This is a genomic window from Pseudonocardia halophobica, from assembly GCF_050948485.1.
GTDB lineage: Bacteria > Actinomycetota > Actinomycetes > Mycobacteriales > Pseudonocardiaceae > Pseudonocardia > Pseudonocardia halophobica.
This window is the reverse complement of record NZ_CP192046.1, coordinates 5,083,090-5,096,252: the sequence shown is the minus strand read 5'-3', so window position 1 is coordinate 5,096,252 and position 13,163 is coordinate 5,083,090. Positions and strand designations below refer to the sequence as shown.

Annotated in this window: 12 protein-coding genes and 1 pseudogene; 11 read left to right on the top strand and 2 right to left on the bottom strand. The window is 68.3% G+C overall.

The window, feature by feature from the left end:
* The first annotated feature begins 263 nt into the window (after nucleotides 1-263).
* From ACQP04_RS24150 to ACQP04_RS24105, 10 genes and pseudogenes are all read left to right on the top strand, one after another.
* Nucleotides 264-1,910 (top strand): class I adenylate-forming enzyme family protein, encoded by a 1,647-nt coding sequence (locus ACQP04_RS24150; protein ID WP_433502846.1) that lies wholly within the window; start codon nucleotides 264-266, stop codon nucleotides 1,908-1,910.
* A gap of 72 nt (nucleotides 1,911-1,982) precedes the next feature.
* Nucleotides 1,983-2,435 (top strand): annotated as a pseudogene (locus ACQP04_RS24145) (NAD-dependent malic enzyme); the annotation flags it as partial.
* A gap of 348 nt (nucleotides 2,436-2,783) precedes the next feature.
* Entirely contained in the window at nucleotides 2,784-3,251 is a 468-nt protein-coding gene (locus ACQP04_RS24140; protein ID WP_433502845.1) for an AMP-binding enzyme, read from the top strand.
* A gap of 413 nt (nucleotides 3,252-3,664) precedes the next feature.
* Nucleotides 3,665-4,405: an SDR family NAD(P)-dependent oxidoreductase gene (locus tag ACQP04_RS24135; RefSeq protein ID WP_433502844.1), complete on the top strand. Its 741-nt coding sequence runs from the start codon at nucleotides 3,665-3,667 to the stop codon at nucleotides 4,403-4,405.
* Between the two features lie 17 nt (nucleotides 4,406-4,422).
* Nucleotides 4,423-5,589: an acyl-CoA dehydrogenase family protein gene (locus tag ACQP04_RS24130; protein ID WP_433502843.1), complete on the top strand. Its 1,167-nt coding sequence runs from the start codon at nucleotides 4,423-4,425 to the stop codon at nucleotides 5,587-5,589.
* 326 nt (nucleotides 5,590-5,915) lie between these two features.
* Nucleotides 5,916-6,476, top strand: coding sequence for a TetR/AcrR family transcriptional regulator (locus tag ACQP04_RS24125; protein WP_433502842.1), 561 nt, complete (start codon nucleotides 5,916-5,918; stop codon nucleotides 6,474-6,476).
* A gap of 308 nt (nucleotides 6,477-6,784) precedes the next feature.
* The gene (locus ACQP04_RS24120; RefSeq protein ID WP_433502841.1) at nucleotides 6,785-7,078 is read left to right on the top strand and encodes an LLM class flavin-dependent oxidoreductase; all 294 of its coding nucleotides are present in this window, start codon (nucleotides 6,785-6,787) and stop codon (nucleotides 7,076-7,078) included.
* Nucleotides 7,079-7,651: 573 nt separating this feature from the next.
* Nucleotides 7,652-8,053 carry an ester cyclase gene (locus ACQP04_RS24115; protein WP_433502840.1) on the top strand — a complete coding sequence of 134 codons (402 nt, stop codon included), beginning with the start codon at nucleotides 7,652-7,654 and terminating at the stop codon, nucleotides 8,051-8,053.
* 606 nt (nucleotides 8,054-8,659) lie between these two features.
* Nucleotides 8,660-9,937 carry an MFS transporter gene (locus tag ACQP04_RS24110; protein WP_433502839.1) on the top strand — a complete coding sequence of 426 codons (1,278 nt, stop codon included), beginning with the start codon at nucleotides 8,660-8,662 and terminating at the stop codon, nucleotides 9,935-9,937.
* A gap of 86 nt (nucleotides 9,938-10,023) precedes the next feature.
* The gene (locus tag ACQP04_RS24105) at nucleotides 10,024-10,548 is read left to right on the top strand and encodes a 2,4'-dihydroxyacetophenone dioxygenase family protein (RefSeq protein WP_433502838.1); all 525 of its coding nucleotides are present in this window, start codon (nucleotides 10,024-10,026) and stop codon (nucleotides 10,546-10,548) included.
* Nucleotides 10,549-10,681: 133 nt separating this feature from the next.
* Here the strand turns inward: ACQP04_RS24105 and ACQP04_RS24100 are convergent, their stop codons facing one another.
* Nucleotides 10,682-11,290, bottom strand: coding sequence for a TetR/AcrR family transcriptional regulator (locus ACQP04_RS24100; protein WP_433502837.1), 609 nt, complete (start codon nucleotides 11,288-11,290; stop codon nucleotides 10,682-10,684).
* 464 nt (nucleotides 11,291-11,754) lie between these two features.
* Here ACQP04_RS24100 and ACQP04_RS24095 point away from each other — a divergent pair, with 464 nt between their 5' ends.
* Nucleotides 11,755-12,087, top strand: coding sequence for a nuclear transport factor 2 family protein (locus tag ACQP04_RS24095; RefSeq protein WP_433502836.1), 333 nt, complete (start codon nucleotides 11,755-11,757; stop codon nucleotides 12,085-12,087).
* A 460-nt stretch (nucleotides 12,088-12,547) separates the two neighbouring features.
* On the opposite strand, the gene ACQP04_RS24090 is transcribed toward ACQP04_RS24095, so the two are convergent.
* A complete protein-coding gene (locus tag ACQP04_RS24090) occupies nucleotides 12,548-13,159 on the bottom strand; it encodes a TetR/AcrR family transcriptional regulator (RefSeq protein WP_433502835.1) in 612 nt (203 codons plus the stop codon).
* Nucleotides 13,160-13,163: the final 4 nt, after the last annotated feature.

The following is a 13,163-nucleotide window of genomic DNA, read 5'->3' as shown; positions in this document are numbered from 1 at the left end:
AGCGTCGCCGCGCGTTGCGTCGCGGCGAGCCGGAGCGAGCGCTGGATGCGGGGCCGTCATCGGTCTGGCGGTACGGCATGAGGGGGCATTGACCTGGAGATTATCTGCCGCTCAGCCTTGTACTGAGTGGTACAAGAACTCATTGCGGACCCAGGGCCTGTGCTGCTAGGAAGGAGCGGACAGTTCCCTCGCGGTACCGCCGGTACCCGTACGACGCGGACCGGCCGGGGTGGCTGGCTCTCAACCGAGGAGGTCGAGCAAGGATGCTCACCGGGACCGCACACAGCGATGTCCCTGCTGCAGCCGAGGCACGCGTAGGTGCTGATGGTCTCGACCGTCGCGTGCGACGGTCGCACGTCACGATGGCTCAGCTCTTCGAGCGCTCGTACCGTCACTACGCGTCCCGCACGGCCGTGCGGACCGACAGGGGTGATTGGACGTACGCCGAGCTGGGGGAGCGCGTCCATCGCCTCATTGCCGGGCTGGTCGCCCGCGGCATGACACGGGGGGATCGAGGTGTCGTGCTGCTCGACAACTGTCCCGAGTTCCTGGAAGTCGACCAAGCGCTTTTCGTGGGCGGTTTCGTGCGCTGCGCGCTGAGCGTACGGCTCCACCTTCGCGAGGTGGTGCACATCCTGACCGACTGCGAGGCCACCACGGCGTTCGTCTCACCGCTGTGGGCCGATGCCCTTTCGACGGTTCGCGACGAGCTGCCCCAACTCCGGCTCGTCGTCACCGTCGACGGAGGCCCGGGCGACGTCACGCTCGCCACCCTGCTGGAGGCCACGCCCACCCCGGTCGTTCCGCCGCTGGCGAGCGACCCCGCGGCCATCCTCTACACCAGCGGCACCACCGGCCTACCCAAGGGCGCGACCCTCAGCCAGGCCAACTGGGCGACGATGGTGCGCAACGAATTGCTCGAGCTGCCCCCGGTGGTCGACGGCGACCTGGTACTGCACGTCGCGCCGCTCAGTCACCTCAGTGGCTACGTCGCGCCCTCCTACTTCGTCCGCGGGGCGACGCACCTGACCTCGGCCAGGTTCGACGCCGCACAGACGCTGCGGCTCATCGAGGAGCACGCGGTAACCATTCTGCCGATGGTGCCGACGATGATGAACCTGCTGGTGCTCGCGGCCGAGCAGGTCGAGGGCGACTACTCGTCCCTGCACACCATCGTCTACGCCGGCTCGGCGATCGCACCGGACAGGTTGGCGAGGGCCCGCGAGGTCTTCGGGGACGTCTTCGTGCAGTTCTACGGGCTCAGCGAGATCCCGATCCCCATCGCGTGCCTGTCCCGGGAGGACCACCGGTTCGATCCTGCGCAGGGCGTCCCGGCCCGCCTGGCCTCTGCGGGTCGGCTCAGTCCCTTCGTCGAGGTGTTACTGGTCGGTGACGACGGAAAGGCCGTGCCTCCGGGCGAGATCGGCGAGATCACGGTTCGCGGCGAACAGCTCATGATGGGCTACTGGGGCAGGCCGGACGCCACGACCGAAATGATCGACGAGCAAGGCTGGGCGCGCACCGGCGACCTGGGCCGGTTCGACGACGAGGGCTACCTCCACATCGTCGACCGCAAGAAGGACATGGTCGTCACGGGAGGTTTCAACGTCTACCCGACCGAGATCGAGAACGTCGTCTCGACGCTGTCGGCCGTCGCCGAGGTTGCCGTCGTCGGCGTGCCGGACGAGACCTGGGGCGAGGCGTTGAAGGTCGTCGTGGTGGTGCGTGAAGGGCACACGCTGGCCGCGGACGAGGTGACCGACGTCTGCCAGCGCCACCTCGCCGCCTACAAGAAGCCCCGGTCGGTCGAGTTCGTCCCTGAGCTCCCGAAGACCGGCTCCGGTAAGATCATGCGTCGCCGTCTCCGGGACCGCTATTGGGAAGGCAGCGACCGCAGGATCGGCGGCTGACCGCATTCCTCCGCCCCGAGGCGAGCGGTTCACGCCGTCGTCGCCCATCTTCCGGCTGAACTGGAGAAGACCCTGAACGGCGAGCTGAGCCGGATCGGTGCAGTGCCTGCGCCGACTGCGCCGACCTGCACCGAGATCTTGGCCTCGCACGAGGGCGGCAAGCTGGCCACCGGCCTGTCCGCGCCGCTGCGCGACGCCCGCGACCTGGCCATCGCCTACACCCCGGGCGTGGCCGAGGTCAGCCGCGCGATCGCCGCCGAGCCCGCGCTGGCGCGGCGCTACACCTGGACCGACCGGCTGGTCGCCGTGGTCAGCGACGGCACCGCCGTGCTCGGCCTCGGCGACATCGGCCCGCGCGCGTCGCTGCCGGTGATGGAGGGCAAGTCCGCACTGTTCAAGACCTTCGGCGAGCTCGACTCGATCCCGCTGGTCCTCGACACCACGGACGTCGACGAGATCGTCGAGACCCTCGTGCGGCTGCGGCCGAGCTTCGGCGCGGTCAACCTCGAGGACGTCTCGGCGCCGCCTCGGTGAATGGCGGCGTGAGCAGCGAGCCCCGAGCCAGGCTGCACACGCGGGCAGCGCCGCAGCTAGCCCTGGCTACTGCCACGCCCTGACCTCCTCGAGAACCCGGTCCTTGGATCATCCAGATCGCTCGGTCAGCCCGCTGCAAGATCGTCGACGACAACGACGTCGAGGTCCCCCCGAACACGGTCGGTCAGATCATCTGCCGCTCGCCCGCGAACATGAGCGGGTACTTCGACAAGCCGGATGCCACCGCGGAGACCCTCGCCGACGGCTGGCTGCACACCGGAGACCTTGTGAGCTACGACGAGGACGGCCTCGTCTACATCGCCGGCCGCGCCAGAGGACATGATCGTCACCGGTGGGCTCAACGTCTGTCCGGCCGAGATCGAGCGGATGCTCGCCGCACACCCCGACGTGCTCGAGGCAGCGGGCGTCGGTGAGCCGGACGAGAAGCGGGGAGAGATCGGAGTGGCGCACGTCGTGGTCCGCGACGACGACAGCCGAGGCCGAGGTCCTGCAAGTGCGCCTCGCGGGCTTCACGGTGCCGCGCGACTACCACCTCACCACTCAGCCGCTTTCGCGCACGACGTCGGGGAAGGTGCGGAAGCATCGACTGGAGAAGGTGGGCCCCGGTGTCTGAGCGCTCGTCCTTGGGGGTCCACAGACGTCCTGTTGCACGCGCCCGAGCTCCTCGGAGTCGACCACCTCGTCGACCCGGCGCTCGCGGAGAAGTACCGAGAAGGCTCCTCCAGATCAGCTCCGTCATCGGCGGAGTCGCCGAGGGACAGTCGATCGCCTACGCCGGCCAGGTGATGAAGAAGGGCGACGAGACTGCTCTAAGCCGACGACCTCGGGTACCGCGCGACCCCGCTCATCGCGAGGGACGAGCGCGCCGGCGAGATCCTCTGGTCGCTGTGGACCCCGCGCCGCTTGGTGCACCGACTCCGCCAAGTGCTGACGCACCGCCCCGACTCGACGTCGAGTCGTCGCTGATCGCGTGACGAGCGGTCCACGCGCTGCTCAGCAGCGCCGTCTACGGCGGCCCCGATGGGCAAGCGATGCAGGACGACATACGCAAACAAGCCGGCGGATCGGCCCGCGAGCTCGACGCACGCCTCGGTGGAAGAGGAAGCAGATCTCCTGGCCTACCTCGTCCCGCGGGATGTGCGCCGCCCGTCACAGCTGCTACGTCTTCCCCCTGTTAGACCGATCGGTACAATAGAAGCATGGTTGTCCAGGACGATGCCGACCGGACTGCATTGGTCACGGGTGCGTCCCGTGGGATCGGGGCCGGAATAGCGCGGCATCTTCTCGACCGGGGAGCCCGGGTCGCAGGTGCCTATCGCTCCGGTCGCGAGGGTGTCGAGAAGTTGGCGGCAGCGTATCCGGACCGAGTCCTGCCGGTGCGCCTCGACCTCGCGGACCGCGACAGTGCGGTTGACGCGGTTCAACAGGTGCGATCGGACTGGGGTCGGCTCGACTCGCTCGTGCTGAACGCGGCTGTGTGGGACGGCGGCAAGCTCACCCGGATGGATCCCGACGCGTGGTGGGCGGTTGTCGAGACCAACCTTCGTGGTACGGCTGCCGTTGTGCGAGCCGCCATCCCGATGCTCGAGCAGGGAGGCGACGCAAGCATCGTCCTGGTGGGATCGGTCGTCGGCGACGTGGGCTTCGCCGGTGACACGGCCTACGCGAGCGCCAAGGCCGCCCTGGTCGGGTTCGCCCGGTCCCTGGCCAAGGAGCTGGCCCCGAAGGGGGTCCGGGTGAACGTCCTGGCGCCGGGCTTCGTGGACACGGACATGACCGCGGCCGTTCCCCGGGGGTCCCGCGACAAGATCGCCGAGGCGACTCTGTTGGGTCGGTTCGGCACCGTGGACGAGATCGCCCGTGCAGCGGTCTTCCTGTCCGAGGATGCGACGTTCTGCACAGGCACTGTCCTCGCCGCCGACGGCGGCTGGTCCCTGTGAATTCAAGGAGGAATCTCGTGACTGTTGGCCTGCCATCCGACGAGTACGCCAAGTTGCGCGAGGCGGTGTTCACCACGATCTGGAACGAGCTCGATCCCCTCGAGCACCAGATCGAGGACAGCGAGAAGATCCCCTACGAGATCGTCCTGCCGGCGCTCAAGGCCTGCGGCGCCTTCGGTCTGATCATTCCCCGGGAGTACGGCGGGTCCGGTCTGTCGATCGCCCAGTACCTGCCGATCCTCGCCGAGTTCGCAAAGATCCAGGGCGGCATCCGCGCCCTCGTGCACGTGCACAACTCCTTCGCCCACGCGTTGTCGGAGATCGGGAGCGAGGAGCAGAAGCAGGCGATCCTGCCCGGCGCGGCTGTGGGGGAGAAGTCGCTGGCCTTCGCGCTGACCGAGCCGGACAACGGCACGGGAATGGACCTGTCGACCAGGGCCCGCCGCGAGGGCGACGAGTACGTGCTCAACGGCCGTAAGTGGCTCATCACGAACTCCGACATCGCCTCGCACTTCCTCGTGCTCGCCAAGACCGCCGACAAGCAGGTCTCCGCGATCATCGTTCCCCGGGACGCTCCCGGCTTCACGATCACGCCGCTGCCCGAGACGATGGGGTGCAAGGGCGCCGAGCACGGCGAGCTGGTCTTCACCGAGGTGCGCGTGCCCGCCTCGAACCTCGTCGGTGCCGAGGGCGAAGGGATCAAGCACCTCGAGCGCGCCCTGGAGATCAGCCGGGTCTTCATCGCGGCGTCGTCGCTCGGAACCGCCAGCCGGGCGCTGGACCTGTCGCTGAAGTACGCCAAGGAGCGGGTGACCTTCGGCAAGCCGATCGCCGAGCGACAGGCCATCCAGCGGTATCTCGCAGAGATGGCAGCAGACGTTTACGCGTTGCGCGGGATGCTCGCGGACGTCGCGGCCAAGTGGGACCGCGACCGGCGCGTACCGGCCGAGTCGAGCCTGATCAAGCAGTTCGGGCTCGAGGCGGTCGGCAGGGTCACCGACCGGGCGTTGCTCGTCCACGGCGGCATCGGGTACACCCGCAAGTACCCGATCGAGCGCCTCTACCGGGACGCACGGCTGAACTGGTTGGAAGAGGGCACCCCCACCATCCAGTACATGGTTGCCGCCCGCGAGCTCCTCGACGGCTACACCTTCCACGACGCCTTCGACTGCCTCCCGCAGTAGTGCGGCCGAGGTCGTGAGTGGTCCGGGCTGACGTTCGGCCCTGGACACCCGGGATCGGGAGGAGTGGATCCTGACGTACGCGGTGTCGCTGGACCATCGTGCGTCGGGCCTCCCGGACCTTCCCTGCGGGCACCCGCCCCTTTCTCGCCTGCGGGCGGGTGCCCGCTGCGGAACCGCGGCGCGGAAACGTGAGCCGAACCCACGACATCGCCCGCCGGGCGAGCGTGGCTGCCCTGTCGCGGGCAGCAGGATAGCCTTGTCCCACAGCAGGCGGACGGAACGGGTGCGGCATGACGGCGTCGAGCTACGAGATCAATCGTGGCAGAGTGATCGCGACGGCAGCGGACCTGTTCGCGCGTAACGGATACCACGGAACCGGTATCGCCGAGCTCGGTCGTGCGGTCGGCCTCGGACGGGGTGCGCTGTATCACTACATCGAGAGCAAAGAGGCAGTCCTCTACGCCATCAGCAAGGATCAGGTCGACAAGATGAATGCTCTTGCCGAGTCGATCCTCGACAAAGGGCTGGAGCCGGAAGAACTGCTTCGAGAGATGGCCAGGGGACTGCTCCGCAATATCTCCACGCACCGATCCGAATGGACGGTCTTCTTCCGCGAGTACGGTGCACTCACCGGACAACGGCGGGATCACGTCATCGCGGCTCGAGAACGGTACGAGTCCTACTGGCGACAGGCGCTCGACCAGGGGGTTCGAAGCGGTGTTCTGCGTCCGACACCCCGCATCCTCGTGAAGGGCATACTCGGCATGCTGAACTATACGTACCTCTGGTTCGAGCCGGACGGGGTGCTCACCCCCGAGGAGCTCGCCGACGTCTTCCTGGATGCGTTGATCAACGGGCTCAGCAGTAGGGGCGTCCCGCAGAACTGACCTTGTCGTGTCGATCCCGTGAAAGTGAGCGAAGTAGCCGTATCGCCAATTGCCCAGCGGGCGTCGAGCGGGGCGGCCGGCGCCAATTCTTTCTTGCTGATGACACCGCGTCGGAGCGTTGGCGTCGGGGTGCCCGCGTAGACGAGGAGGTGCCCGTGGAACTCGGTGTCGTGCTCGGCGATCCGCAGACCGGTGCGCAGGACGTCCGTCGGGCGGAACGCCTTGATTTCACGTGTTCGGCAGTGGTGAACACGTCTTCTTCCATACCCCGACGCCGAACTCGTTGATCGCACTCGCGGAGGCCGCAGGTGCAACCGAGCGCGTCAGACTTGTCAGCTCGGTTGCATTGCTGCCGCTCTACCCGATCGCCCTACTCGCCACGTTGGCGGCCACTCACCCTGGATCACGTCTCCTGGGCGCGCTTCGAGCTGGGTGTCGGGGCAGGTGGTGATGAGTTCCCGGCGGAATTCGAGGCATGCGCGGTCGACCCGGCCACCCGGTTCCGGCGGCTTGTTGAGGGGCTCGAGCTCCTCCGCCTGCTCTTCTCCGCGGAACCCGTGACTTGGAACGGCCTCTACGACCGACTCTCCGTGTCGCCCTGAAGCCACCACAGCGGAGTGGAGGTGGGGCCGGGGGCGACCGCGTTGACCGTGATGTCCTTGCCGCGCATCGTTGAGGCGCTCGCCGACGACGTCACCGGTGGTGCGATCGACGAGGCGGGACACTGGGTAACTGAGGAGCGGCCCGCGGAGCTGGCTCGCAGATTCACACGGCCCGGCTGCGAGTGCTGCCGCAGGAGTGAGATCCCGACGAGCCCGACGTCCGGTGGGTGCTCTCGAGGAAACCCGGCGGCGACGGCGAGCGCCGCCGGCAGTCCGCCGACCCGGGGGACGACCACGCGTACGTGACATGGACGGCCCCGGCTGTCCGTCGACTCCCCGGTCGGGCCCGGGGAGTGCGGCATCTGTGGACCGGAGCAACACTCGGGGTTGCCCGAGCGGCGGCGACTCGACCAGCTCGGCCGGGGCACACGGCTTCTCGCCCCGGCGTTCTCCGCGGGACCTGATGCCTGTGGCGGTGCTCGCGCGTCGCTGGGCAGGCACGCGCTCCCCAGCTATGTTTGACAGCACTGTCAAAAATAAGCTGAGGAGGTTCCGGTGTCGTACGAGAACTCGGTGGAACTGGTCGAGTCGTTCTGGCGGGACGTGTGGAGCGAGCGCAATCCGGAGGCTGTCGATGACTACGTCGTCGAGGACTTCGTCATCACGAACGCGGGCCGGCGCATCGAGGGGCGCGAGAACTTCAAGGCCTGGGTCGCTGCCTTCCTGGAGCAGGTCGACAACCTGGTGTTCGAGGTCGTCGAGACGTTCCAGAACCACGACGGGAGCCGGGTGGCTTCGCGGTGGCGCGTGCACGGCCGCAACAACGGTGTGCTCGGCACCGAGCCGGACGGCCGGCCGATCTCGTTCAGCGGCACCGCGGTGTGGGAAGTTCGTGAGGACGGCAAGCTTGTGCACAACCACGTCGAGCGAGCGAGCTGGGAACTCTTCCAGTACCTGACCAAGACGGCCCCCTGACCGGTGCCGCGGCTGTGCGCCGGCTCCCGCCAGCCTGTGACGACCCCTTCGGGCGGGCCTTCTGGACGCGCCTCGTGCGATGAGCGGCGCCAATTGCCCGCCGGACGGGTGACGCCAGCCCTCCGTACCGGCTGACGACCGGCTGCTCTTCGCCGCCGCGCCGTCTCCGGGCGCCAACTCTCTTCATGGTCACTCCCTTGTCGTCACCCTCCATGACCAGTACATGCAGCGGTCATCGGAGGGGAGGGGCAGCGCCATGGCAGCGCGAGTCGTCCGGGTGCGGGCGGAGGCGAGTGCAGCTCCGCTCGTCCGGCGACAGGAGCCGCGCACGGACCGGCGACGCCTTCACGATCATCTGCTCCGTGCAGCCGGAGGAGCGATATTCATCGCCGCAGTCGCTTGTACCGACCGGTCGAAACATTTATAGTTTCCGCAACGTCGCGCTACGAGCTCGAGCTCGTAGCCGGACGTTGGCGGCCGAGGCCTCGTCGCGTTCCGGTCCGGGCGAGACCACGGCGGCGCCGGGCGACTCGGACCGGGGCGGACCGAGGACCTTCCGCTGCGCCGCGCTACGGCGAATCTCCCCCGATGTCGTTGGAGGTAGTTATGGTGATCGGGCAACAGCAACGAACGCAGGTCAGGCCTGCGCGTGTCGCCTTCGCGAGCTTCATCGGGACCGCGATCGAGTGGTACGACTTCTTCCTCTTCGGCTCGGCCGCGACGTTGGTGTTCAACGCCCAGTTCTTCCCCAACCTCGATCCACTGACCGGGACCCTGGCTGCGTTCGCGACGTTCGGCGTCGCCTTCGTCGCACGGCCGCTGGGCGGCATCGTGTTCGGCCACTTCGGCGACCGTCTGGGTCGAAAGCAGATGCTGATCATGTCGCTGATCATGATGGGCGGCGGAACGGTGGCGATCGGCCTGCTGCCGAACTACGCCCAGATCGGCGTGGCCGCGCCGATCCTGCTCGTACTGGTCCGGCTGGTCCAAGGATTCGCGGTCGGAGGTGAGTGGGGTGGCGCCGTACTGATGGCGGTCGAACACGCACCGAGCCGACGCCGAGCGTTCTACGGCAGTTGGCCACAGGCCGGCGTCCCGGCCGGACTGGTCCTGTCGGCGTCCGCCTTCCTCGCCGTGCAGCAGCTGCCGTCGGACCAGCTGCTCTCCTGGGGCTGGCGGCTGCCCTTCCTGGCCAGCGCAGTGCTCATCCTCGTCGGTCTCTACGTGCGATCCCGTCTCGAGGAGTCGCCCGACTTCCAGAAGGTCACGACGGCCCACGAGGTCTCCCGGTTCCCGCTGAGGGACACCTTGCGGCGGTCCCTCCGCGCCGTACTCGTCGGGCTCTTCGCGCAGGCCGGGACCAACATCCCGTTCTACATCGTGAGCGTCTTCGTCCTGTCCTACGGGCCCGGCGAAGTCGGCGTCTCCCGTGGCACCATCCTGACCTGCCTGATCGTGGCGTCCCTGGTGGACATCGCCGCGATCCCGCTGGTGGCCGTCCTCGCCGATCGGTTCGGGCGCCGGAACATCCTCATGGCCGGAGCGCTCTACTCCGCCGCCGCCGCCTTCCCGTTCTTCTGGCTGCTCGACAGCGGAGCCTCAGGGGCAGTGCTGCTCGCGATGTTCCTGTTCGCCACCGTCGGACACGCGATGACCTACAGCGCCATGGCCGGGTTCCTGTCCGAGCTGTTCGACGCCGAGTACCGCTACACCGGAGTCTCGGTCGCCTACCAGGTCGGTGGCCTGATCACCAGCGGCCCGGCGCCGTTCGTCGCCGCCGCCCTTTTCGCCGGCTTCGGCGGCTCGTGGGTGATCGCCCTCTACATCATCCTCGCGTGCGCGGTCACGTTCGTGGCGCTCCTGTTTACGCCTCCCTCGAGTTGACCCGCCGGGCCCGAAGGTCGAAGCAGCGGCCCGCAGAACCTCGCCGTCACCGGCATCACGCATCGACAGTCCTGAAGGAGGACGAAGTGAGTACACAGCAGGCGAGCACCCTCGTGCCCGCGAGCACCCATCCCTACGGAGTCGTCGACGACCTGGTCGAACAGGGCGCACTCGACCTGGACTGCGACGAGCGGCTGTGGGTTCCCCAGGCCGACGGCGTCGTGTTCCGGCCGCTGGCCTTCTCCGTCAGTCAGGGGTACTTCATCAACATCCTGCGCATCCGCAAGACCGGGTTCGTCTCCCGGCACCGCCACGCCGGCCCCGTGCACGCGTTCACCCTCCGCGGTCGGTGGCACTACCCGGAGCACGACTGGTGGGCCGAGCAGGGCACCTACGTCTTCGAGCCGCCCGGCGACGTGCACACCCTGGAGATCCCGGAAGGCGTCGAGGAGATGGCGACGCTCTTCCACGTCACGGGCGGCTACATCTACGTCGACGAGGCCGGCAACCCGGTGGGCATCGAGGACGTCTTCAGCAAGCTCGAACGTGCCCGAACGCACTACGCAGCCAACGGCCTCGGCGCCGACTACGTCGACCGGCTCATCCGCTGACCGCGGACGGGGCGGATTCCTCGTGAGCCGTCGAGGAGCGATCCAGGCCCCGCCCTCGAGGTGTCCCGATCTCGACGGGCGGGGTCGGCGGTGCACGATCCCGAGCCGCGGCGGTCGCACCCACCGGTGATCCTCACGGGCGGCCCTCACCGATCGAGGTCGGTGGGGGCCCCAGGAGCGAGGACACCAGGGTCTCGGCGACCGCGCGGAGCTCGGGGAGGGAGTGGCCGACCCGTTCCAGGACCGCGATGCCGCGCGTGGACGTGACGATCAGGCGCGCCGCAGCGCGGAGGTCGACCTGCAGTTCGGCACCGTCGTCGATCGCAGCCAACCCGTCGTGGACCACGGTCTCCAGCTCGTCGAGGAAGGTACGGACGGCGGTTCGCGCTCGACCGGACTCGGTTGCGGCCTCCACGGCGGTGCGGGTCGAGAGACATCCACGAGAGGGCGATCCAAGCGTGATCGACTCCAGACAGAAGTCGAGGAAGGACAGCAGCGCGGACCGCTTGTCCGGCCGGCTCAACGCTTCGGCAGCACGGGCCAGGAAGCGGTCGGTGTACTCCCGGAAGGCGCGGACGAAGATCTCCTCCTTCCCCCCGTAGGCGTGGTACAGAGAGCCACGTTGCACACCGGTACCGGCGGCGAGATGCAGCATCGACGTCGTTCGGAACCCCCGGTCCTCGAAGACGCCGAGGGCGCGCTCGAGAGCCTCGCGCTCGTCGAACTGCCGCACTCCCGCCATCGAGCTCCCTCCCCACCTCGATCAACTCACCTTACCCGGGACGACATCGTCGTCGGACGACGTCGGACGGCAGCATCGCGCGACCGCACCGAGAGCCCCCGGATGAGCGGCGTCTACCGCGAGAGCAAGCTCCTCATACTCGACGAGCTGGTCACAGCACTGAGCGACCCCGGCCGCTCGGGCACGGTGCGATCGACGCCACCGGAGGTGCCGGTGACGAGGGCAGTGTGTCTGTGGCGGGTGGCCGTACGTCCTCCTCCTCGGGGCATCGCATTCTCGTACAATGCGTTCATACAGCTGAGGAACGAAAGGTTCGTCCTTCTGAGCCGAGTGAGCTGGGCGCATGAAGTGGCTCCCCGCCGGCCCGGCCCCGCCGCGGACCAGCCGCTGACCGCGGAATTCGCCGACACGCTCGTCCGCACCCTGTTGGCCGGCATCCGGCCCGCACCCCAGGAGAAAACGCCATGAGCACGATCGTTCCGGCCCCGTTGCAGGCTTTCATCGACACGACGAACGCGGGCGACTCCGCGGGCTTCGTCGCCGCGTTCACCGACGACGCCGTCCTCGATGACTGGGGCCGGAAGTTCCACGGGCGCGACGGCGTGGCGTCCTGGAACCGCACGGACAACATCGGCAAGCGCGCGCACTTCGAGCTGGTCGGCATCGAGCCGACGGACGACCCGAACCGCGTGGTGGCCACGCTGACGGTCAGCGGCGGCGGCTTCAACGGCACGGGTCCGATGACCTTCGAGTTCCGCGACGGCCGGATCGCCAGCCTGGTGATCTCTCCGACGTGAGTCGGCCCGCGGGAAACGGAACGGCCCGGCCGGGTTGCCACCTGGCCAGGCCGTTCCAACTCGTTGCCCCGCTCGGCTGTCCCGGACCTCCTACGTGGTGCTCGGGTTTCCTGGTCAGCGGGCCGAGAACCTCCTCCTGATCTCGCACGCCAAGTGGCGAAGGTCGGTCCCGACCCGGGCTGGTCGAATGTCGGCAGCCGGCGCCGGTCGCGCAGCCACCGGTCGCCACAGCAAGCCCCTGGACCGCTCCGCGTAGGTCGCGAAGCCGCGCGCCGACGGCAAGACCGACAACGAGATCCGGCGCCCTGCTCACGTGATGCATCGCCCAGGGATCGTCCGCTGCCTCGGCAGGCAGCTCGGGCTTGGCAGGCACAGAGAAGCGTCGTCTTCGACGGGCGGACGGGGAAGTCCGACCCCACATGTGGTGGCGTACTCGGCGGCGGTCCTCGGTGCGACGCCGTCACCGGGCTGCCCGCGGGGGCTTGATGGACGCCGTCAGCGATGCCGCGATCTGCGCGCCCAGCTCCTCGGGGGTCAGCGAGCCCTCTGGGCGGTACCACTTGTAGGACCAGTTCACCGCGCCGAGACACATGTTCACGTAGACCTTGGGCGGCATGCCGAGCTCGACTCCCGGATAGGCGTCGAGGTGCTCGCGCAGCGCCGTAGCGAAGAGGTTCTCGAAGTTGCGCCGCCGCTGTAGCACCTCGGCCGCCAGCTCCTGCGGCAGCTCGTGCTCCTCCTCGAAGCACACCTTGAGCAGCGCCTGATGTCGACAGGTGTAGGCGACCCGGGAGGCGATGAGGTCCCGGATCGCGGCGAACGGACTGCCGGCAGCCGCCACGGTCGCGCGGCCGAGCACGAGGCTCTCGTCGAGCACGTCCGAGTAGAGCCGGACGAGCAGTTCCTCCTTGCTGCGGAAGTAGTGGTAAAGCGTCGGCTTCGAGAGCCCGACGGCGGCGGCGATCTCGTTCATCGAGGTTGCCCGGAACCCGCGCCTGCTGAAGATCTCTGCAGAGGTCGACAGCACGCGCTGCCGCCGGGCGTCGGCCCTGCTGAGCGTCGTCTCCGTCATCTGC